This is a genomic window from Desulfobulbus sp., assembly GCF_031547805.1.
In the GTDB taxonomy this organism is placed as follows: Bacteria; Desulfobacterota; Desulfobulbia; order Desulfobulbales; family Desulfobulbaceae; genus Desulfobulbus.
The window spans coordinates 59,027-80,611 of record NZ_JAVBRQ010000001.1 but is presented as its reverse complement, the minus strand read 5'-3'; the positions used below and the strand labels follow the sequence as shown (position 1 = coordinate 80,611).

The window sequence follows — 21,585 nt, the reverse complement described above, 5'->3', positions numbered from 1 at the left end:
TTGTTGTTCTTATTCATTTGAACAAGAGGGACCTCGTGGACGCACAATCGACTTCTTCTTTCCCTGGCAGCATCACGCTCCTCGCCCCCTTGACCGGCGTGCTCGTTCCGATCGAGCAGGTGCCGGATCCGGTTTTCGCTGAAAAAATGGTCGGCGAAGGGGTTTCGATCGACCCTTTGAGCAACCGATTGCTGGCGCCGTGCGATGGCGAGGTGATCCTCATCCACCCCTCCTGCCACGCCATCACCGTGCGGCACCTTTCCGGCCTGGAGGTGCTCATGCATATCGGCCTGGACACGGTGTCGCTGCGGGGGGCCGGATTCACCCCCAAGGTGGAACTCGGCGCTGCGGTCCGCACCGGCCAGGTGCTGATCGAATTCGACCTGGACGCCATCGCCACCTCGGCTAAAAGCCTTCTCACCCAGATCGTGATCTCGAATTCGGAGCTGCTCGGTCAATTCATCCCGCAAACAGGCGCGGTGACCGCCGGGGAAGGGGTGGTCGCCCGGGCGATTCTGGGCGGCGGCCAAACGGAAGGGGATCAGCAGGCCGGGCAACGGGTCATGTCGGAGGCGATCCTGGTGCCCAATCCCACCGGCCTCCATGCCCGCCCGGCAGCCACCCTGGCCACCCTGGCCAAACAGTATGCCTGCCAGATCCGCCTGCAGCGGGGCGATAGCCAGGCCAACGCCAAATCGCTGGTCGCGGTGATGGGGCTTGAGGTCGGCCACGGCGACACGGTGCGGGTGATCGCCTACGGCGAAGACGCGAACCTTGCGGTTGCGGCCATTGCCGCGGCCATTGCCTCCGGGTTGGGCGAGGAGGGCGTGGTGCCGGTGGTCGAGGCGCAGGCGCCCCCGGCCGCGGAAGAGGCGCCGCTTGTTCGTCCGCGTTCCGGCGATCCGAACGTCCTGGTGGGAGTGTCGGCCTCGCCGGGACTGGCGGTGGGCACCATCGTGCAGTTGCGGCACAAAGAAATCGAGGTGGAGGAGTTCGCCCCGGACAAGCACCTTGAACGGCGCCGGCTGAATACCGCCATCGACCGGGCGATCCTGGCGCTGCGCGCCCTGGAAACCCAGCTCAAGTCCGAGGCCTTTCCCGACAAGGCCGCGATCTTCGCCGCCCATCAGGAATTGTTGGCCGATCCCGATCTGCTCGACCTGGCCACCAGCCTCATCGACAAGGGTAAGTCGGCGCCTTTTTCCTGGCGGAACGCCTATGAAACCTATGCCAACCGGCTCGCCAACCTGAAGAACGCGATCCTGGCCGGGCGTGCCACCGACGTGCGCGATGTCGGGCAGCGGGTGCTGGAGGAGTTGACCGGCCAACCGCACCGGGAATCGAATCTTCCGACCGGCTGCATCCTCATCGCCGAAGACCTCACCCCTTCCGATACCGCCTCGATGGACCGAACCCGGGTCGCCGGCTTCTGCACCACCTCGGGCGGAGCCTCGTCCCATGCGGCGATTCTCGCCCGCTCCTTCGATATCCCGGCCATTGCCGGCATCGAGGCCCGCGCCCTGGGCCTCGAGGAAGGGCTCCGGGTCATTCTGGACGGCGGCAAGGGGCAGCTGCGGATCAACGTCACCGAAGCGGAGATCCGGGAGATCAAGGACCGGCAGGAGCGCCTGGCCAAGCGCCGCGCCGCCGACTTGGCAGCCGCCGGAGCGGCTGCGGTCACCACCGACGGCCACCAAGTCGAAGTGGTGGCCAATATCGGCAGCCAGCGCGACGCCCTTGAGGCGCTCGGCCACGGCGCGGAAGGGGTGGGCCTGCTCCGCTCCGAATTCATCTTTCTCGGGCGGGCCACCGCCCCGTCGGAGGAGGAGCAGACGCAGATCTACACCGGCATCGCCCAGGTTCTTTCCCCGGGCCAGCCGCTGGTCATCCGCACCCTGGACGTTGGCGGCGACAAGCCGCTGCCCTATCTGCCCATCCCCCGCGAGGAAAACCCGTTTCTCGGCGAGCGCGGCATCCGCGTCGGGCTCGATAGGCCCGACATCCTCCGGGCGCAGGCCCGGGCGATACTGGGTGCGGTCAAGAGCGGCGCCAAAATCCAGGTCATGTTCCCGATGATCGCCACCCTGCAGGAATTCCGTCTGGCCAAACAGGTGTTTGAAGAGGAGCGGGAAAAACTGGGCGTCGATCCCGTGCCGCTGGGCATCATGGTCGAGGTGCCGGCCGCGGCGGTGATGGCGGCGCAGTTTGCCCCGGAGGTCGATTTCTTCTCGGTGGGGACCAACGATCTCACCCAATACACCCTGGCCATGGACCGGGGCCATCCCAAGCTGGCTCCCCAGGTGGACGGCCTGAATCCGGCGGTGCTGGCGCTCATCGCCACCGCGGTCGAGGCCGCGCACCGGCACGGCAAGTGGGTGGGCATCTGCGGCGGCATCGGTTCGGACCCGCAGGCCGTGCCCTTGCTCGTCGGTTTGGGGGTGGACGAACTCAGCGTCAGCATCCCGGCCATCCCGGCGGTCAAGGCGCAGATCCGGGCAATTTCCCTCGCGCACTGCCAGGAATTGGCGGCAACGGCCCTGCGGCTGGATTCCGCGGCCGCGGTCCGCGCCCTTGTACCGGTCGACGAGATCTAAAGGGGGAAGCATATGACAACGACTGTTCCGCAACCAATTTCGACAAGCGAAACCCAGACAGTAAGCACCCTCGGCACCCGCATCTTCGGCGTGATGCAGAAGCTGGGCAAGGCCTTGATGCTGCCCGTTTCGGTGCTGCCGGTCGCCGGCATTTTGCTGGGCGTGGGCGGGGCCGTGCTCACCGGCGCGGAAACCAACGGCTGGCACCTGCCTTTTGCCCTCAAGGTGCTCCTGCAGATCATGCGCGATTCCGGCGACCCCATTTTCGCCGCCCTGCCGCTGATCTTCGCCATCGGCGTGGCCCTGGGCCTGACCAAGAACGACGGCGTCGCGGCCCTGGCCGCCACCATCGGCTTTCTGGTGATGACGGCCACTTTGGGCGTCATCGGCATCAACTTCGGCCTGATCACCCCCCTGGATCCGCACCTGCCCGCCACCTCCCAGCAGGCGCCCTTCACCATGCTCGGCCTGCCGACCATCAGCACCGGCGTCTTCGGCGGCATCATCATCGGCGCCATTGCCGGCTCGCTCTTCAACCGGTTCTACCGCATCAGCCTGCCGCCCTATCTCGGCTTCTTTGCCGGCAAGCGCTTTGTCCCCATTATCACCGCCTTTGCCGCCATCGGCGTCGGCATCGCGCTCAGCATCGTCTGGCCGCCGATCCAGAACGTGATCTCCGCCTTCGGTCGCTGGGCCTCGGCGGGGTCGGCGCCCATTGCGGTGTGGATCTACGGTACGGTCGAGCGGCTGTTGCTCCCCTTTGGCCTGCACCATATTTGGAACGCGCCCTTTTTCTACGAACTGGGCCAATGCGTCAAGAGCGACGGCACCACCGCCACCGGCTGGCTGACCTGCTTTTTTTACGGCAAGCAGGAGTACGGCGTTCTGGCCGGCGGTTTTTTGGTGAAGATGTTCGGTTTGCCCGGTGCTGCCTTGGCCATCTGGCATACCGCCAAACCGGAAAACAGGCTCAAGGTCGGCTCGATCATGGCCTCGGCGGCGCTGACTTCTTTTCTGACCGGCATCACCGAACCGCTCGAATTCTCCTTCATGTTCGTGGCGCCGGTTCTCTATGGCGCCCATGTCATCATGACTGGCCTGGCTTTTCCCTTGATGGTGATGCTCGGCGCCCGGCTGGGCTACACCTTTTCCCAGGGGTTCATCGACTACGCCCTCTACTATCCCCTGGCCGCCAAGCCCTGGATGGTCCTGATCCTGGGGCCGATCTATTTCGGGCTCTATTACGGGGTGTTCCGCACCATGATCGTCGCCATGGACCTCAAGACGCCGGGGCGCGAAGCCACGACGGCGGAAGGGAGCTCCGGCGCGGACGCCGCCAACGACTTTGCCCGCCAACTGGTGCTGGCCTTTGGCGGCCGCAGCAACATCAAGGATCTGGATGCCTGCATCACCCGGCTGCGGGTCGGCCTGGCCGATATCGCCAAGGCGGACCAGAATAAATTGAAGGCGCTCGGCGCGGCCGGGGTGGTGCTGGTCGGTAGCAACATGCAGGCGATTTTCGGCACCCGGTCGGAAAACCTGAAAACCGATATCGAGGAATATCTCAAGGTGGCCGGTGCCGATGCCGAACTGAGCGAGGCCGATGTGGCCGCGGTGAGCTACGAGCCCAAGGGTATCGAACCCAAGCTGCGCGACCCCGAAGCGCCGCTCAAGGCCCGCGATTACCTGGCCGCCCTCGGCGGGCAGGACAATATCGCCCAGGTGGAGGCCGCGGCCGCGACCCGGCTGCGGGTCGTGGTCAAGGAGCCGGGCCGGATCTCGGAGGCCGCCTTGCGCGAGGCCGGGGCAGCGGGGCAGGTGTTCGTCGATTCCGCCACCCTGCATGTGATTGTCGGCTTGAATGCGGATCAGTATGCAGCCGAGATGCGGGCGCAAATGACCCTGGCCCTTCGGCCGTAACGTGAAATCCATTTCCCGCTACCGTCCACGGCGCCGCATCGCCGCGACACGCGGTCAACGAGGTTATCCATGAGCACCAATGCCCCCTTGCCCGGCCAGCTCGTCCCGGCCGGCGAAATCGCCCAACGCGTTCTGCGGCTGCAACGGCGGCTGGAGGAGAAATCGCTGGACGGCGCCCTGATCCTCGATCCGTTGAACATGTATTACTACACCGGGACCATGCAGCAGGGGCTGGTGTTCGTGCCGACGGCCGGGGAGCCGGTTTTCCTGGTCCGGCGCAGCTACGAGCGGGCCCGGCTGGAATCGCCCTTGTCCAGGGTATTGCCCCTGAAAGGGTTCAGCCAGCTGCCGGCCACCCTGGCCGATCTGGGGCTGGCCGCCACGGCCTTGGGAATGGCCGAGGCACATCTGTCGGTCGCGCTGTTCCGCACCCTGGCCAAGGCCTTTCCCCAAGCTGCCTTCACCGACATCACCGACATCCTCAGCCTGATCCGGGCGGTGAAATCCGACTACGAGGTGGGGCTCATCCGCACAGCCGGGCTCCTGCACCAACAGGTCTACGACGCCATCCCGGCCATGCTGCGCCAAGGCATGAGCGAATGGGAGCTCGGGGCCGAGATCCAGCGGCAGGCAATGGCCCTGGGCTATACCGGCATCACCCGGTTTGTCGCCAGCGGCGCCGAGTTGTTTCTGGGGATCGTCAGTTTCGGCGAATCGGGCAACTATCCCACCGCCTCGGTGGGGCCGGGCGGCCAGATGGGACTGTCGCCGGCCTTTCCCCTGGTGGGTGGCAGGCGGCGGCTGGGCCGGGGCGAGCCCATCTTCATCGATGTCGGGTTCGGCTACGAGGGATATTTTACCGATAAAACAAGGGTTTTCTCCTTGGGTGCACCGCCGGCCGAGGCGCTTGCGGCCCACCGGCTCTGCCTGGAGATCCAGGAGGCGGCCCGCAGCCGCCTCAAGCCCGGAGTCGTGCCCTCCCAAATGTACCGGGAAATCATGGACGAATTCGTGCACGGTCGCGGTTTTGCCGAGCATTTCATGGGCTTCGGCGGCAACCAGGTGCCGTTTCTGGGGCATGGCATCGGCCTGGCGATCGACGAATTCCCGGCCATTGCCGGCAAGATCCACACGCCGCTCGAGGCCAACATGGTCATTGCCCTGGAACCCAAGAAAGGCTTGGCCGGCATCGGCCTGGTCGGGGTGGAGAACACCTTTTTGGTCACCGCCGCGGGCGGGGAAAACCTGACGCCCGGAACGGACGAGCTGATCGTCGCCTGAACCGGCGGCTTGGGTGTGTCTTGCGCGGCACCGATGCGGGCGGGAATCCGCGTTTCCGAATGTGGTGGGATGATCGGTTGCGGGGGTCAATCCGCCACGGGCAGCACCAGCATTCCCTCCAGCCGGTCGAGCAGGGTCCCCTTGGAGAGGGGCAGTTCTTTTCCGGCCTCCAGGGTGGTCAGGACCGTCCTGCCGATGATATATTTTTGTTCGGAGCAGTTGCCGGTCTTGGCGCGAAGCGCCCAGATGGTGTGGAGGACGACCGGCTTGCCGTCGCGCAGGCCGGCATACAGCATGATGTGGCCCGGAAAGTGGAGCAGGGTCCGGAAGGGAATTCCCTGCTCGCGGATGCGCGTTTCCTTGTCGATGGCGGAGAGTCCGGTCAGCGGCACCGAGGGACCCGCATTGATTTGCTTGGACGAATTGCGCGGCAGCCAGATGCCGAAGGCGAGCAGGAAATCCCTGGTGGTGGCCGAGCAGTCGCGGTTGCGGTACATCTCGCCCCAGCCGTAGGGCGTCTTGAGCAGTTGGTTGCCGATATCGGCCACGGCCTCGGGGGTAAACGGCAAGGGATGGCGGCGGGCATCGGCCTTGGCGATGCGGGCAACGGTGAAAACGGCGCGGCGGTCGTCGGCGCCCGTTGCGGCCTCCACCACCCAGTGGTCGTGCTCCTCGCCGATCAGCGGATAGAGCGTGCCGATCTTCGGCTGGGGCAGAATCTTGCCCTGCTCGGTCCGCACCTCCGCGAAATCCCTGACCACCACCAGCTGGTCCGCCTTGAGCAAGCGGTCGCGCAGGGCGGCATCGGCAAGGCGGATAGCATCGGGATCCACCCAGCCGTTGGCATAGGAAGCCTCGACGTAGAGCCAGGCCCCGTCCTTGCTGGCATGGAGGATGCGAACCGGTTCGTTGGGCTTGATCTCGGCGAACTGGAGCTGGTCGAAGGGCACGTCGTCCGGCGCCTCGTAAAACGGCCGAGTGGTGGGCAGCACCCGCACGAATGCGGGCTTGACCACGATGCCCGGCCGGTCGATCGAGGGCATGTGTTCCCGGTCGACCAGGTCCAGCAGCTGCCGCATGCGCTCCGGTTCGATCCGCAGCCTGTTTTCGCCGTACCAGGTTCGGTCGGCGAGCCGCTCGATTCCTTCGGCCACCGCCCGGACCCTGAACAGCGGTTCGGCCGAGGTCCAGGGCGCGAAGTAGCGCCGGTCAAACTGCTGCTTGAGCCGGTATGCGGCCTCGGCGCCCATCGGCTGGCTGAAGCGCTCGGCCAAGGGCGCCATATCCTGGGCAATGGTGCGAAGATCCTCGACCGGCGCCGTTTGTTCCACCGCATCCGGACAGGCGGTCTGGATCGGGGCGGTTTGCTGCGGCACCGGTTGGACAAGGCATCCGCTGAACAGGAAGATGCAGCCGGCGGTGATCGCCGCGGTGATGGCGACAAGGATGCAGTTGCTTTGCAATCGGCTCATGGTATTATCGTCTGCGCGAGGGAAATCGCGGTGCCGGGATTCGCCGGGCGGGAAGGCGGGCGCCGGATGCGGCCCGCGCCGTGGTCGCAGCTTTTTTCCCTTGCCGGTTTCTCTGGAAACGTAACCACTTTTGTGGAGAATGCGCCGTGAAAAAAATCATTTATCTGGTCACGATCCTCCTGGGCGGCATGTTGGGCCAGGGCGCTTTTGCCGCCGACTGCGTTCAGGGTGAGGCAACCCGCATCTGGATCGCCCCCCAGACGATCAAACCCGGCGTGCCGGTCAGGGTTATGGCGGTTTCCACCGCCGGCCCGATTACCGAGATGCTCCTGACCGATCCCCAGGGTACGACCACGGCCCTGATGGCGACCTTGGGTTTGGACGGCATCCCGTGGTGGAGCGCCTCCACCATCGATCCCCTGGCGGACAACGGCCATTACCGGGTGGAGGCGCGGACCAACAGCGACTCGTCGGCCTGCCGGGAGCTGTATCTCGGCGCCACCGACCGGGAAAAGCCGGTCTGGGATCAGGCGCACGAGGCCTTTTTCGCCGCCTGGATCGAGCATCTGTTCGACGGGCCGATCGACCAGGATTTGAGTTTTCCTTCCCTGGAGCCGGTGCTGCGCGATCCCGAACGTAATTTCCTGCACAATTCCCTGGGGATGCAGGAAGACAAAAATCTGCCCGCCACCCCTGACTGCGCCGATTTCCCCTATTATCTCCGCAGCTATTTTGCCTGGAAAAACGGCCTGCCGTTCAGCTACCGGTTCTGCAATCGCGGTTCGGCAACCAAGCCGCCCACCTGCGATGCCGCCGTCGTCAACACCGACTTCGTGCGGCGGCAGGCCCCGGCCTCGGCCTTCAGGGCGGTGAGCGCCCGGCTGATGGATGCGGTGCAGTCGGGCAACGGCCGCACCGGGCTTACCAGCCAGGAAACCGATTTCTATCCCGTGCCCCTGCGGCGCGAGGTGCTGTGGCCGGGAACGATTTTCGCCGACCCCTACGGCCATGTGCTGGTGCTGGCGAAATGGGTCGATCAGGGGTCCGATGGGCCGGGCATCCTGTTCGCGGTCGATGCCCAGCCGGACAATTCCATCGCTCGGAAACGGTTCTGGGAAGGCACCTTCCTGTTTGCCCAGGTTGCCGGCGCCGGCCCCGGGTTCAAGGCCTTCCGCCCCCTTGGCGGCAACAACCGGCTGCTGGGCAATAGCGAGTTGCCGAACTATTCCCTGGAACAGGCCGAACTGACGCCCGAGGAGTTTTACGCCCGGATGTATGGCCTGATGAATCCCGATGGGCTGGATGCCAAACAGGCCTATGAAGCGGCCTTGACCGCCCTGGTGGAGCAGCTGGAGACGCGGGTCAAGTCGGTGGACAACGGCGAGGCCTATTTTCGCAAGAACGGCGCTCCCATTGCCATGCCGCAAGGGGCGGCCATCTTCGAGACTGTCGGCCCTTGGGAAGACTATTCCACCCCTTCGCGGGACATGCGGTTGATCATCGCCATGAACGTGCTGGCCGATTTTCCCCAGAAGGTGCGGAACTACCCCGAGTTGTTCCAACTGGCCACCGAGGAAGCTCCGCAGGCCGGCAGGGAAATCGAACAGTTGCATGCGCGTCTGACCGCGGAGCGGACCATTCGGTACACCCGCAGCAACGGCGAGGGGTGGGAATTGAGCGTCGCCGAAGTGCTGGCGCGCAAATCGGCCTTCGAAATGGGGTATAATCCCAACGACTGCGTCGAGATCCGCTGGGGAGCGGCACCGGGAAGCGAGGAGTACGCGTCATGCCGGCGGCATGCCCCGGCGGCGCAGACCAAGCAGATGCAGGCGGTGCGCGACTGGTTCCGGGAAGCGAGGCGGCCGGCCCGCTGAACCGGGGTGCGAAGTGCCGTTGGTTTTGAACAAAACAACACTACGATCCCGCCGAGATGGCGGCACAAGGGCGGTACGGATCGCATGGTCCGGAGGGAACGAACCGCCCGACACGAGGAGGAAAGATGGAGATGGAAGAACGGGAACAGCCGGGGCGCATCGCGATTTCGCGCCGGCAGCATCGCGTCGTCACGCGGATGATCAAACTTTGGCAGACGCATGGCGTCGTCGACGAGCAAACCGGTACGCGGCTGGCCGGCTCGATCGCCATCGCTCCCTTCGACTGGCAACGGGCCGCCCGCTATGCCTTTGTGATCGCGATTTGCTGCCTGGTGATCGCGGTGGGCTCGATCCTGGCCGACCGCCTGCTGATGGAATTGCTGTCGCGCATCTTCCAGACGCCGCCCCTGATGAAATGCGGCTTTTTCGCGGCCGTGTCCGCCGGGGTATTCCGATTTGGGCTCTTTCTCCGGAAAAAATATCCGTATCGCACCTACAGCAACGAAGCCGTGTTTTTCGTCGGGGTCCTGGCCCTGGCGGCGGCCGTGTGCTTTCTCGGGGTGGCCTTTGACAGCGGCAGCGGGCACTATGCGGTGTTGTTTTTGATCGCCTCGATTCTGTACGCCTTGCTGGGCTTGTGGTTTCCGTCGGCACTGGTCTGGGTGTTCGGCCTGCTGTCCCTGGGGGCCTGGATGGGCACCGAGACCGGTTACGTCTCGGGGCATGGCATGTACTATCTGGGCATGAATTATCCGCTCCGGTTCGTCCTGTTCGGAGCCCTGCTGACCGGCCTGGGCGTGGCGGGCCAGCACGCCTCGCGCCGCCAAGGCGGGGCAAGCCTGGTCGACCGCTTGCTGCTGCTGTCGCCCCAGACCAAGGTCATCGGCCTGCTGCACCTGTTCATCGCGCTCTGGATCATGTCGATCTTCGGCAATTACGGCGATATCGACCACTGGTACCGGGCCCGGCAGTACGAACTCCTCCATTGGTCGCTGCTGTTCGCCGCCGCCTCGGTCGCGGCCATCTGGTATGGCCTGAAACACGATGACGGCGTGATGCGCGGCTTTGGCCTGACCTTCCTGTTCATCAACCTGTACACGCGGTTTTTCGAGTACTTCTGGAACGCAACCCACAAGGCGATTTTTTTCGCGGTGCTCGCGGCCAGTTTCTGGTATCTGGGCAGCCGGGCCGAAGCGATCTGGCGCCTCGGCCAGCACCGGCCGCAGCCTCGCATCGATGAGCCGCCGCAGCCCGGAGCCGGCCGCGATTGACCGCGGCTTGCGGATCCGGACGGCACAAAACATGACCAAGGGAGCGTCGCATGCAATCGGCCACGAGTATCAGGGATGAAGCCGCCGGCGATACGGCCGCCATTGCCGAGGTGACGGCGGCGGCCTTCAAGACCCTGGCCGTCAGCGATCAGACGGAACAGTTCGTGGTCGAGGCCCTGCGCGCCGCCGGAGCGCTTACGGTTTCGCTGGTGGCGGAACGGGCAGGGCGGATCGTCGGCCATGTGGCCTTCTCGCCGGTGACCATGTCGGACGGCACGCCGGATTGGTACGGGCTCGGGCCGGTTTCGGTGCTGCCTGCGTACCAGCGGCAGGGTATCGGCACCGTCCTGATCGAGGAGGGCCTGACCCGCGTGCGGCGGCTGGACGCCAAGGGCTGCTGTCTGGTGGGGCATCCGGAGTATTATGGCCGATTCGGGTTTGTCCGTGCCGCGGGGCTGGCCTATGAAGGCATTCCACCGGAGTTTTTTTTCGTCTTGCCCCTGGCCGGTCCCGTTCCCCAAGGCGTGGTGCATTTCCATCCGGCCTTCATGGCCAAGGGGCCGCAGGCGGCCTGAGGAAGGGCGGTTTGTCGCCACGAAAACACCCCGGACATTTCTTCCCCTGCCGTATCGCCTTGCCATGACGCCAGCGATCAATGCGGCCAAGAAGGCCGGCATCTCCTACCGGGTGCATGAATATGCTCACGATCCCGGCTCGGCGTCCTATGGCGAGGAAGCGGCCCATAAGCTGCACCTCGAACCCGACCGGGTCTTCAAGACCCTGGTGGTCGAAATCGACAATCACCAGTTCGCCGTCGGGATCGTGCCGATTTCGTGCCAGTTGGATCTCAAGCTCATGGCCAGGGCCCTGGGCGCCAAGAAAGCGGCCATGGCCACGGCCCACGACGCCGAGCGGATGACCGGATACGTGCTGGGCGGGATCAGCCCCCTGGGGCAGAAAAGACGGCTGGCCACAATCGTCGATGCCTCGGCCGCCACCTTTGGCACCATCTTCGTCAGCGCCGGCCGCCGGGGATTGGAAGTGGAGCTTGCCCCGGCCGATTTGGGACGCTTGACCAAGGCCCGGTTCGTCACGATCGGCAAATAGGTGCTGGGCGGTACCCCCTGGGGTGCGACTGCTTTCGGCAATGGTTTTCAATAATTTCAGATGATTCGATGCGAATGGACCGGGAAAAAACACGATGCGGATGGTGCGGGGCCGATCCCCTGTACGTGGCCTATCACGACACCGAATGGGGGGTGCCGGTGCATGACGACCGGCTCCTGTTCGAGTTTCTCGTGCTCGAAGGAGCCCAGGCCGGGTTGAGCTGGCTGACCATTTTGCGCAAAAGGGAAAACTATCGCCACGCCCTGGAGAACTTTGCCTGCGAGCGCCTGGCCGGGTACACCGAAGACGATCTCGCCCGCCTGCTTGCCGATCCCGGCATCGTCCGCAACCGGCTCAAGATCGCCTCGGTGGTCAAGAACGCGCGGGGCGTTCTGGCCATCAAGGAGGAGTTCGGTTCCCTCGACGCCTTCCTTTGGCGCTATGTGGACGGGATGCCGGTGCAGAATCGGTGGCAGCGACTGGAGGAAGTTCCGGCGCGGACGCGGGCGTCGGACCTGATGAGCAAGGACTTGAAAAAAAGAGGGCTTAACTTTGTCGGCTCGACCATCTGCTATGCCTTCATGCAGGCGGTCGGCATGGTCAACGACCACTTGGCCGGCTGTTTCCGCCACCGGGAAGTCGCCCGCCTGGGCGAGTAAACCCGACAGCTCGCATCGGACATTTTTTTCACCTTCGCAGGAGGAAGCGATGATCACCGCCATTGTGGAATTTGAACTTGCCCAGCCGCTTTCGCGCGAACAGGCCAAGGAGATTTTTCTGAGCACCGCGCCCAAATACCAAGGCATGGCCGGCTTGATTCGGAAATACTACTTCATCGACCCGGACGGAACCAGGTCGGGGGGCGTGTATCTCTGGCAGTCCCGCCAGGATGCGGACCGCCTGTATACCGAGGAGTGGAAGGCGTTCGTCCGTGGCAAATACGGTGTCGAACCCAAGCTCACCTACCTGGAGACGCCGGTGGTGGTCGACAATGTCATCGACCGGATCATTGCCGACGATTGAAGCCCCACACCCGACGGCGATGCCCGCCGGGGAGTGCGGCCCAGTCAACCAAATCGGAGCGAAAGAGGTATCGCATGAATAATATTCAGGAAAAAGATTGGGCGGAAGAGAGCTGGCACGGCCATACCGGCATGGACAGCGCCAACGATTACTGCATTGCCCCACCGGCAACCGAGCCGGCTGCCGACGACGCGGCCGGGCTGGAACCCGGCGATGGCAGCGGTAAGTGAGCCTGCCGGCAGCTTGACCCTCTCCACCCCTCAAACCCCAGAAAAACATGCCCCTCGGCAAGGCGCTGGGGCCGCCTCCGGGCACGGTTCCGTCTCTTGCTGTTTCCGGAAATTCCAGCGATAGACAAGAAAACGGGATAAAACCGAACTGACAACTTGCCCAACTACGCGCAGTGATGGAAAAAAAGCTGCGGCTATGCCGCCACCCGGCGGATTCTTTCCCCGTAAAATGCGCGCTGGCATTGACAATCTCGTGCTGATTCGTCTATTTTTTATTTGAACTTTAAAATAGACGAACCGGGGGGCCATGTACTCGGAAAGAACTCTTGAAGACTCTATCGGCAAGGCGGCGGCGCAATTCCCGGTTCTCCTTTTGACCGGAGCGCGCCAAGTAGGAAAAACAACGCTGCTTCGCCGCTTGAGTGGCAGTGAACGCGCTTATGTTTCCCTCGACGATCCTCTGGTGTTGAGTTTGGCCCGTGAAGATCCGGCCCTGTTCATGCAGCGCTTTCCCGCGCCGGTGCTCATCGATGAAATGCAGCACGCGCCGCAGCTTCTGCCGTACATTAAAATGGCGGCGGATGCCGACCGGAAAACTGGCGGTTTTTGGCTGACGGGATCGCAGCAATTTCAAATGATGCGGAATGTTTCGGAATCACTCGCGGGAAGGGTCGCTGTGTTGCAACTGCTTGGTCTTTCCCGGAGGGAAAGCGTGGGCGATGGGGCGGACCAGGGGCCATTTTTGCCGAGCGCGGAGTTCCTGTCCCAGCGGGCGCGCCAGACGGAAGCCCTGTCACTCAAGGAGTTGTATACTCGTATCTGGCGCGGTTCATTCCCCGCCCTGGCTCTGGATGCCAAATTGGACAGGGATCTGTTTCTGGGCTCCTATGTGCAGACCTATCTGCAACGGGATGTGCGCGATTTGGCGCAGGTGGGCGACGAAATGGCCTTTTTGCGGTTTTTGCGGGCCAGCGCGGCCCGTACCGGCCAGTTGTTGAACATTTCCGAATTGGCCCGCGATGCGGACGTTTCGCCTGTGACCGGAAAAAAATGGCTCTCCATCCTTGAGGCTTCCGGTCTTATCTATCTGCTGGAGCCGTATTTCACCAATGTGACCAAGCGCATGGTCAAAACGCCCAAGCTGTATTTTCTGGATACGGGCCTGGCCGTCTACCTGACGGAGTGGTCAAGTCCGGAGACCCTGGAAGCGGGAGCGATGTCCGGTGCCATCCTGGAAACCTGGATCATGGGCGAACTGCTCAAAAGCTGGCTGCACAACGGCCTGCGCCCGCCTTTCTACTACTACAGGGATAAAGATCGGAAAGAGATAGACCTGCTGATCATCCAGAATGGCACGATCTTTCCTCTGGAGTTCAAGAAAACCGCCTCGCCGGACAAGCACGACATCCGCCATTTTTCAGTTTTGGAAAAGTTCGGGATGCCGGTCGGCATGGGTGGCGTCATCTGCCTGGCCAGCCAAGCGCTGCCGTTGAGCTCAAAGGCTTGGAACGTGCCTGCGAGCCTGATCTGAAGCAGTTAACACGACATCGTTTCAAGCCGATTTTTTGAAAAAACATGCCCCTCGGCAAGGCGCTGCGGCCGCCGCCTCCGGGCACGGTGCGCCGCCTCTTCGGATTACAGGTGAAAGTCGCCTGAACGTTCGGGCTGGTAGGTGACTTCCTCGATCCGAACCCGCAACACCCCTCCTCCCGGCTTCGGCCACTCGATTTCATCCCCCTGGGAAAGACCCAGCAGGGCGCTGCCCACCGGGGCAAGGATGGAAACCGCCCCACCCTTGTCATCCATGTGCTGGGGATAGACCAGCTTCAGACAAAACTCCTCCTGCGAGGGGGCGATCCTGAAACGGACGGTCGAATTCATGGTCACCACATTGGGCGGCATGTCCTTGGGATCCCGGATTTCGGCCCGGTCCAACTCTTCTTCCAGTTCATCCCGGCAGGGGAACGAATTGGCCGGCAAGGCTTCCAGCAGGGTTCCCAGTCGTTCGGCATCCAGGGTGGAGATGATGATGTTCGGTTTTGCGGCTTCTTTCTTTTTCATGGTGCACTCAATCAGTGGAGATGTCCTGGCGTCTGAAACGGACGGGCCGGGTATTTTTTCCGCAACCGATCCGCGCCGGGCACGGAACTAGGCGTCGGGAAATGGAAAACAACGATCAGTGGCGCAAATTGTACCGCATTCCGCAGTTTTTCGAGAGGATAAAAACGGGGTGGGACAGACGCGAATCCCGAAAAGTGTCCGGCCGTCGTCCATGCCAAGAAATGTTCACGAAATTAGTTAGTAATATTGGGATATTATTCATGTTGCCGCACTGTTTGTCGCCCGGCGAACATTCTGGCCCGCCTTGTGCTTGAGTAACGATGGAGGATCGGCCGATGGCCGGATGAATCCAGAATAAGCGCAAAAGCCGGCTCGCGGAGCCGTGTCGCGCCAAGGGGGACCAGATGGCGGAAACGATCGTTTGTATCACGGAAAGCGACAAAAAGCGGATCGAACAGCTCATGCTCTTTTGCGATATCTTCAGGGAGCAGGAGAGAAAGAGCATTCGCAGGCTGCATTTCTACGCGGCCCAGGGCCGGGTGGTCGGTGCCGGGGAAATGCCCGAGGATGTCGCGGCCCCGCGCTCGCATGTCGTGCTGCAGGAGACTGCCACCGGCCGGGAATTCGGCGTTACCCCGGTGTTTCCGGAAGAGGCGGATGCGCACCTGAATCCGGTTTCCCTGCTCACCCCCATGGGGGCGGCGCTGATGGGCCGGAAGGTGGGGGAGACCATCGAAGAGCGCACCGCCGCCGGCATTCGCACCCTCACCATCAAGTCGGTATCGCGCCCGCTCCGGTCATGAACAGGGGGGAACCGGATTGGGGCCGGGGAAGGCGGCGATCAGCCGGGCACCGGCAGGCTGAAGGTGACCAGCGCCCCGCCCTGGGGCCGGTCCTGGGCGGAAATCCTGCCGCCTAGTTTGTAGACGATGGCACTGTACAGGGAAAGATCGAGACCGGCGCCCTTGCCGTCGTCCGGCTCGGGGCCGGTGAAAAACGGCTGCCAAAGTTGTTTCATCCGTTCCGAGGTGATTCCCGAACTGCTGTCGGCAATCTGGACATGCACCTCATCCGAGGTGGAATAGGTGGCGCAATGGACCCGGCCGTCGCTGCCGACGGCCTCCAGGGCGCTCTCGACCAGCGAGAGCAGCAGTTGCTGCACCTGCGAGCCGTTGGTCCAAACGGACGGCAGGCTCTCCTCCAGTTCCATGGTGAGCGCGATATTGTGTTCGCTGGCCTCGGTGGCTAAAAACGAGAGGATCTCCCTGAGAATCCAGTTCACCTGCACCCGATCGCCGCTCTCCTGTATCCGCGACAAGTGGGAAAAGCGGAGCAGCCGATCGAGCACGGTCCGGATGCGGAGGATGTTGTTGTCGATCCTGTCGATCGAATACTGGATGTTTTTAAACAGGTTGATGTTCTCGATCTTATACCGGCCGACCTGGCCGTGGATCTTGTCGAGATGCTGCTTGGCCTGCAGCAGCGGCTCGGTGAGATCGTGGACAATGCCGGTGGAGATCATGCCGGCCATGGTCATCTTTTCCTGAATGACCTGTTGCTTGTACATCGTGTTCTGGCGGTCGTCCAGGCGCTTGAGCCGCTGGCTCACGGCCCGCAGCACGCCGGCGGCCATCAGGGCGATTCCCGCGGTCGAGACGAGCGCCAGGACGAGGATTAGCGCGCAGTATTTATAATAGGTGCCGAGGTAATCGTTCGGGTCGGGGTGGAGGACAAGCGTCCAGTTGCCGGCGCCGATGCGCTTACTGGTGAAGAACCCGCGCTCCGCGTTGTCGGCCGGGTCGGCCAACGAAGCGGCCCCGGCGTGGGGCGCCACGGTTTTGCCGGGGCTGGCCGCCAGCACTTCTCCCCTGGCATTGAGGAGAGTGGCCCGGGAGAGCGGCCCGATCCGGCTGTTCAGGAGCAGATCGTCGAGCACCTGGGCCTTGACGGTCGCCCGCAACACGGCGGTTTGGTCCGGGTGGGCCAGGGCGATGATTAAAGCCGGGCCGTTACCGCGGCCGGCGCCGACATCGTCGAAGGCGATCCCATGGGCCAGGGCCTGCCGGAGCCAGGCGGCATCCTGCCCGGTCGGCGCGTCCGTTTCCTGAATTTGGCCTGCACGGGCCAGGGCGATGCCGTCGGCATCGAGCAGTTCCAGGCCCACTATTTCCCCCGGATGTCCCTTGTCGCCGAGCGCCTGGAAAAGAGCGTCGAGGTTTTCGCCTTTTTGCAGGTGCTCGACCGGATGCAGGCGCATCAGGGTGGTGAGGAAGACGGTCTTGTCGTGCAAAAAAGCATGCAGGTCGTTGGCGCCGCGCTCGACCGAACGTTGCGCGGCCTGCTCCATGCCGTCGAGTGCCAGCGTCCTGACCTGGCCCATCGAACTCAGGGCAAAAAATACCACGGGCACGATGCCGCTGAGGCAGATCCCAACCGCCAGGATGCGTTTGAGCCGGTCATGGTCGCAAGATTTCATGGTGTTGGCTTCCGAAGGCGCCCAAGGCACCCTTTTGTTGGTGGGGAAATTTTCCTCGGACAATCGGGCTTATTCGCCGATGGCATGTCCGCCTTCATGTTGCGACAGGACCATCTCCCAATTCCTGAAATCCCGGTAGACCTCCTTCTTGACCGGGTAATCCCAGGAACCGCTGTTGTGCACGATCCGGCCGCCAAACCCGGTTTTGAACCGATACAGCCCATGGAAGGAATGGCCGGGATCGTCGCTGGGCGAGACCGCGCCCATGTCGTAGGTGCGGCACTGCCTGGCGCGGGCATACTGGATCGCCTTCCAGTGCATGAGATAGGAGGCCATGTATTCCCGTTGGTGATCGGCCGAGGCGCCATGGAGGAACAGGGCTCCTTTTCCCGACAGGACGACAATCGCCCCGGCCAGCGCTTCCTGCCCGCGGCAAGCCAAAAGCAACAGCACTTCCGAGGAGTCGTAATGGCGTTTGCTTGCGGAAAAAAGAGCGGAAAAATACTGGTAGTCGTTAGTGTGGAATCCGTGGCGCCGGGAGGTCTGGCAGTACAGGCGATAAAAAATGGGCAGTTGCTCGGCGGAGGCGATATGCACCCGCACCCCTTTTCGTTCCGCCAGCCCGATGTTGTAGCGGGTTTTCGGCTTCATCCGGGCCAGAAGGTGGCGGTCGTCGCCGTCCAGGTCGACGACGCAGCTGTTGGCAACGGTCACGTCCACCGGCGCCTTCTTGAGGTTCCAGTGCTTGGTGCCGAAGTTCATCCGCATTTCCCGTACCCGCGACTCGGGGAAATCGTGCCAATTCTGCTGCCGCATTTCGGCGGCATAGGGCGATTCCCAGGGCAGGTCGTAGCGGATGAAGGAGATGTCGGCGTCGATTTGCTCGACGATCGATTCGGACAGGGCCTCCAGGTAGGTGCCGTAGTCTTCCTGGTCGGGCGCGAACTCCGGCCCCTGGGGCACATAGGCGGCCACGGCCCGGGGGCCGAAGGGCTTGACGATCACCAGCATGTCCTTGTCGATGCCGGTGGATTCGATGTCAAAGGCATAGGCCTTCCAGCCCAGCCGGGCCTTGACGTCGCTCCAGTATCTGCTTTGAAACAAAATGTCCGTCGGATATAGTTTTCCCGGCCGTTTGGGGACAATGGTCACGTTCACGACATCTTCTCCTTGCGGTCTTTTTTTTGCAATCAATGGGCATTGGCCATGATGGCGCCGCCGTGTTGTTCGCAATACCGGAGCAATGAACATGCCAAGTCGCCCGCGCCGCGGGAAGAGTGCGGATGGCCGCGCCGCAGGAAGGGCCGGGAGGGACGGAGCCGGTACCCTGGCCGATGCCGGGGCTTGCGGACAAGAAAATCCTTGGCCCGGCAGCAAGGCGCGGCCGGCTGCGGCAACAAGACGATGGGCGCCGCTCGACATTCCCGCACCGGGGAATTTTCGGCCACCGGCCGATTTTTCCCCACTTTATCGACAACAGGGACAGCGGCAGAGGTGTTCCGCTTGCCGCGTCCGCAGACCCAACGATCCGCCATGGCGAGAGCGACGAAACAACCCCTGCCGGCGCAGGCCTTGCTGGAGGAACGGGCCAAGCTGATCGAGCGCAACAAGGAACTGGCTTGCCTGTTCGAGATCGCCAAGATCGTCGCCCGCACCGAGATGAGCTTTGCCGAGGTGCTGCGGGAGATCGTGGCCCTGCTGCCCTCGGCCTTCCAGCATCCCGACCGGGTCTGCGTCCGGATCGTGGTGGACGGCCAGGTTTTCACCACCGACGGCTTCGCTCAATCCCGGCATGTGATCCGCGCGGGCCTGACCCTGGAGGGCACCCCCCACGGCGCGATCGAGGTCTTCTACCTCAAGGGCGCGGAACCGGCCCGCCCGGCAGGCGACCGGTTCTTTCCCGAAGAACGCCAGCTGCTGCGGGCCATTGCCCGCCAGGTCTCCCTGATGGTCGAGACCAAGCTGGCCAACGAACGGCGCGCCCAGCTTGAAAGCCAGCTCCGCCATGCCGACCGCCTCGCCAAGGTGGGACAGCTGACCGCGGGCGTGGCCCACGAGCTCAACGAGCCGCTGGGCAGCATTCTGGGATTTGCGCAACTGGCGTTGAAAAAGATCCATTCGCCGGCCCAGGCGGGCCGGTATCTCGACCGGATCATTCAAGCGTCGCTCCTCGCCAGGGAGATCATTAAGAAAATGATGCTGTTCAGCAGCCCCATGCCGCAGCAGCGATGCCGGACGGACCTGAACCGGGTGCTGGCCGAGGGGATGTCGTTCATCGAGCCCCGGTTCGCCAGGGGGCCGGTCCGGTTCGAATCGCATTTCGCGCCGGATTTGCCGCCGATCCTGGCGGATGCCTCGCAGCTCACCCAGGTGCTGGTCAATCTGGTGGTCAATGCCATCCACGCCATGCCCGACGGCGGCGCCCTGACCCTGCGCACGGCCGCCGGCGACGGGCAGGTGCGGATGATCGTCGAGGATACCGGCATCGGCATGGACTCGCCGACCGTGGAGCAGATTTTTCTCCCCTTCTTCACCACCAAGGACGTGGACCACGGCACCGGGCTGGGGCTGTCGGTCGTCCACGGCATCGTCACGGCCCACGGCGGCACCATCGAGGTGCGCAGCACGGTCGGGCAGGGGACCGCCTTTGTCATCTCCTTTCCCGTCCATCGCGGCGAAGACGGGGCGGATGGCCGCCCCAGGGCCGACGCCGGGATGGGAACACATGACAGGGGCGATCCCGCCGCACCAAACGAACCGCAGGGAGGGACAGTCCATGGCGATTGAACCGGAAAGGCCGGCCGGGCCCATCAAGATCCTGGTGGTTGACGACGCCGCCGATGCGCGCGAGGTGCTGCAAACCCATCTCGAGGACGCGGGCTATGCGGTCCGGACCTGTGCCGGGGTGGAAGAGGCGCTGCAGGCGCTTGAGCGCGCCGTTTTCGACGTGATCATCACCGATCTCCGCATGCCGAAGGCCAATGGGCTGGAATTGATCCAGCACGTTCGCGCCAATCTGCAGGATGTCGAGATCATGATGGTCACCGGCTATCCCTCCATCGAGGGCGCGGTAGAGGCGGTGAAGACCGGGGCCGAGCACTACCTGGCCAAGCCTTTTACCGAGCAGGAATTGCTGCAGGCGGTGGCGGCGATCGTCGACAAGCTGAGCCGCAAGCGCCTGGCCCACGGCAGCGCGAAGGCCGGCGGCACCCATGGCATCGTCGGGGCCTCGAGCGCCATGCAGCATGTTTTCAAGTCGATCGACAAGGCCGGCGGCAATACGGCCACGGTGCTCATTGCCGGCGAAAGCGGCACGGGCAAGGAACTGGTCGCCCGGGCCATCCATTACGCCGGACCGCGGCGGAACGCGCCCTTTGTCTCGGTCAACTGCACGGCGATTCCCGAGAACCTGATCGAAAGCGAGCTGTTCGGCCATGTCAAGGGTGCCTTTACCGGCGCCGGGAGCACCAGGGCCGGTTTTTTCGAGATCGCCGAAGGGGGAACGCTGTTTCTGGACGAAATCGGCGATGCCAGCCTGGCGATGCAGGGCAAGCTGCTTCGGGCCATCCAGGAGAAGACGATCTACAAGGTAGGATCGAGCCGGGCGATCCAGGTCGATACCCGGCTGATCGTGGCCACCAACAAAAATCTGCCGCAACTGATCGGCCAGGGATTGTTCCGGGAAGATTTGTACTATCGAATCAACGTGATCGACATTCCCCTGCCGCCCCTGCGGGAGCGCGGCGACGATCTGTTGCTGCTGGTCAACCGTTTTCACGCCCGGTTCGCCAAGGACCTCAACCGGCCGGTGCCTTTTTTCAGCGACGAGGCCCTGCGGCAGCTGATGGCCTACCATTGGCCCGGCAATGTCCGCGAACTCGAGAACCTGATGCAGAAATTGGTGCTGATGTGCGAGGGCGCCCGGATCGAATCCGTTGACCTGCCGCCGCAGATGCGGGCTGCCCGGCCGGTGGCGCGGCGCCTGGACCGCAGCCTGGCCGAGCACGAGGCCGAATATATCCGGGAAGTGCTCGACAGCGTGCGGGGCAACAAGACCAAGGCGGCCGCCATCCTCAAAATCGACCGCAAGACCCTGCGGGAAAAGATCAACGCCCGCCGCTGAAGCGGTTGCGGCCGGGAATCCGGTGGACCGCCGTGGCCTCCTTCTCCCTTCTTCCGAACAGCGTTCCCATTACAGGCCTGGACACCTTTCCTTTAAGTGGCTCTGAACAAAAAAACAGCATGATGTCTATATTTGCATGCAAGATCAAAATGA

18 protein-coding genes are annotated in these 21,585 nt (G+C 63.4%); 14 read left to right on the top strand and 4 right to left on the bottom strand.

The genetic code is table 11. The annotated features are described in order from the left end of the window. The first annotated feature begins 35 nt into the window (after positions 1-35). From ptsP to RMR13_RS00310, 3 genes are all read left to right on the top strand, one after another. Positions 36-2,594: a phosphoenolpyruvate--protein phosphotransferase gene (gene ptsP / locus RMR13_RS00320; RefSeq protein ID WP_310598645.1), complete on the top strand. Its 2,559-nt coding sequence runs from the start codon at positions 36-38 to the stop codon at positions 2,592-2,594. Positions 2,595-2,606: 12 nt separating this feature from the next. After that, positions 2,607-4,514, top strand: a complete 1,908-nt coding sequence (ptsG, locus tag RMR13_RS00315) for a glucose-specific PTS transporter subunit IIBC (RefSeq protein ID WP_310598644.1) — start codon at positions 2,607-2,609, stop codon at positions 4,512-4,514. A 69-nt stretch (positions 4,515-4,583) separates the two neighbouring features. After that, the gene (locus RMR13_RS00310) at positions 4,584-5,795 is read left to right on the top strand and encodes a Xaa-Pro peptidase family protein (RefSeq protein WP_310598643.1); all 1,212 of its coding nucleotides are present in this window, start codon (positions 4,584-4,586) and stop codon (positions 5,793-5,795) included. Between the two features lie 86 nt (positions 5,796-5,881). Here the strand turns inward: RMR13_RS00310 and RMR13_RS00305 are convergent, their stop codons facing one another. Beyond that, a complete protein-coding gene (locus RMR13_RS00305) occupies positions 5,882-7,267 on the bottom strand; it encodes an SH3 domain-containing protein (RefSeq protein WP_310598642.1) in 1,386 nt (461 codons plus the stop codon). Positions 7,268-7,413: 146 nt separating this feature from the next. Here RMR13_RS00305 and RMR13_RS00300 point away from each other — a divergent pair, with 146 nt between their 5' ends. From RMR13_RS00300 to RMR13_RS00265, 8 genes are all read left to right on the top strand, one after another. After that, positions 7,414-9,141, top strand: a complete 1,728-nt coding sequence (locus tag RMR13_RS00300; RefSeq protein WP_310598641.1) for a hypothetical protein — start codon at positions 7,414-7,416, stop codon at positions 9,139-9,141. 158 nt (positions 9,142-9,299) lie between these two features. After that, positions 9,300-10,412 (top strand): DUF2157 domain-containing protein, encoded by a 1,113-nt coding sequence (locus RMR13_RS00295; protein WP_409070237.1) that lies wholly within the window; start codon positions 9,300-9,302, stop codon positions 10,410-10,412. A 50-nt stretch (positions 10,413-10,462) separates the two neighbouring features. Continuing rightward, entirely contained in the window at positions 10,463-10,987 is a 525-nt protein-coding gene (locus RMR13_RS00290) for an N-acetyltransferase (RefSeq protein WP_310598639.1), read from the top strand. Between the two features lie 64 nt (positions 10,988-11,051). Then, a complete protein-coding gene (gene ybaK / locus RMR13_RS00285) occupies positions 11,052-11,519 on the top strand; it encodes a Cys-tRNA(Pro) deacylase (RefSeq protein ID WP_310598638.1) in 468 nt (155 codons plus the stop codon). A 74-nt stretch (positions 11,520-11,593) separates the two neighbouring features. Then, positions 11,594-12,178: a DNA-3-methyladenine glycosylase I gene (locus RMR13_RS00280; protein ID WP_310598637.1), complete on the top strand. Its 585-nt coding sequence runs from the start codon at positions 11,594-11,596 to the stop codon at positions 12,176-12,178. 49 nt (positions 12,179-12,227) lie between these two features. Continuing rightward, positions 12,228-12,542, top strand: coding sequence for a YdhR family protein (locus RMR13_RS00275; protein ID WP_310598636.1), 315 nt, complete (start codon positions 12,228-12,230; stop codon positions 12,540-12,542). A 74-nt stretch (positions 12,543-12,616) separates the two neighbouring features. Further along, positions 12,617-12,772 (top strand): hypothetical protein, encoded by a 156-nt coding sequence (locus RMR13_RS00270; protein ID WP_310598635.1) that lies wholly within the window; start codon positions 12,617-12,619, stop codon positions 12,770-12,772. A gap of 307 nt (positions 12,773-13,079) precedes the next feature. Next, the gene (locus RMR13_RS00265) at positions 13,080-14,303 is read left to right on the top strand and encodes an ATP-binding protein (RefSeq protein ID WP_310598634.1); all 1,224 of its coding nucleotides are present in this window, start codon (positions 13,080-13,082) and stop codon (positions 14,301-14,303) included. Positions 14,304-14,407: 104 nt separating this feature from the next. Here RMR13_RS00265 and rnk read toward each other — a convergent pair whose 3' ends face one another. Further along, complete coding sequence (gene rnk / locus RMR13_RS00260) at positions 14,408-14,833, bottom strand: nucleoside diphosphate kinase regulator (RefSeq protein WP_310598633.1); 426 nt, start codon at positions 14,831-14,833, stop codon at positions 14,408-14,410. 404 nt (positions 14,834-15,237) lie between these two features. Here rnk and RMR13_RS00255 point away from each other — a divergent pair, with 404 nt between their 5' ends. Continuing rightward, positions 15,238-15,636 (top strand): GreA/GreB family elongation factor, encoded by a 399-nt coding sequence (locus tag RMR13_RS00255; protein WP_310598632.1) that lies wholly within the window; start codon positions 15,238-15,240, stop codon positions 15,634-15,636. A gap of 38 nt (positions 15,637-15,674) precedes the next feature. Here the strand turns inward: RMR13_RS00255 and RMR13_RS00250 are convergent, their stop codons facing one another. Beyond that, the gene (locus tag RMR13_RS00250) at positions 15,675-17,309 is read right to left on the bottom strand and encodes an ATP-binding protein (protein ID WP_310598631.1); all 1,635 of its coding nucleotides are present in this window, start codon (positions 17,307-17,309) and stop codon (positions 15,675-15,677) included. Positions 17,310-17,378: 69 nt separating this feature from the next. Then, on the bottom strand, positions 17,379-18,467 hold the full coding sequence (locus RMR13_RS00245) for a peptidoglycan bridge formation glycyltransferase FemA/FemB family protein (protein WP_310598630.1): 1,089 nt from the start codon (positions 18,465-18,467) through the stop codon (positions 17,379-17,381). Positions 18,468-18,842: 375 nt separating this feature from the next. On the opposite strand from RMR13_RS00245, the gene RMR13_RS00240 reads away from it, so the two are divergent. Continuing rightward, complete coding sequence (locus RMR13_RS00240; protein ID WP_310598629.1) at positions 18,843-20,096, top strand: ATP-binding protein; 1,254 nt, start codon at positions 18,843-18,845, stop codon at positions 20,094-20,096. Then, positions 20,086-21,432, top strand: a complete 1,347-nt coding sequence (locus RMR13_RS00235) for a sigma-54 dependent transcriptional regulator (RefSeq protein WP_310598628.1) — start codon at positions 20,086-20,088, stop codon at positions 21,430-21,432. Before RMR13_RS00240 ends, RMR13_RS00235 begins: the two co-directional genes overlap by 11 nt. The last annotated feature ends 153 nt before the right edge of the window (positions 21,433-21,585 follow it).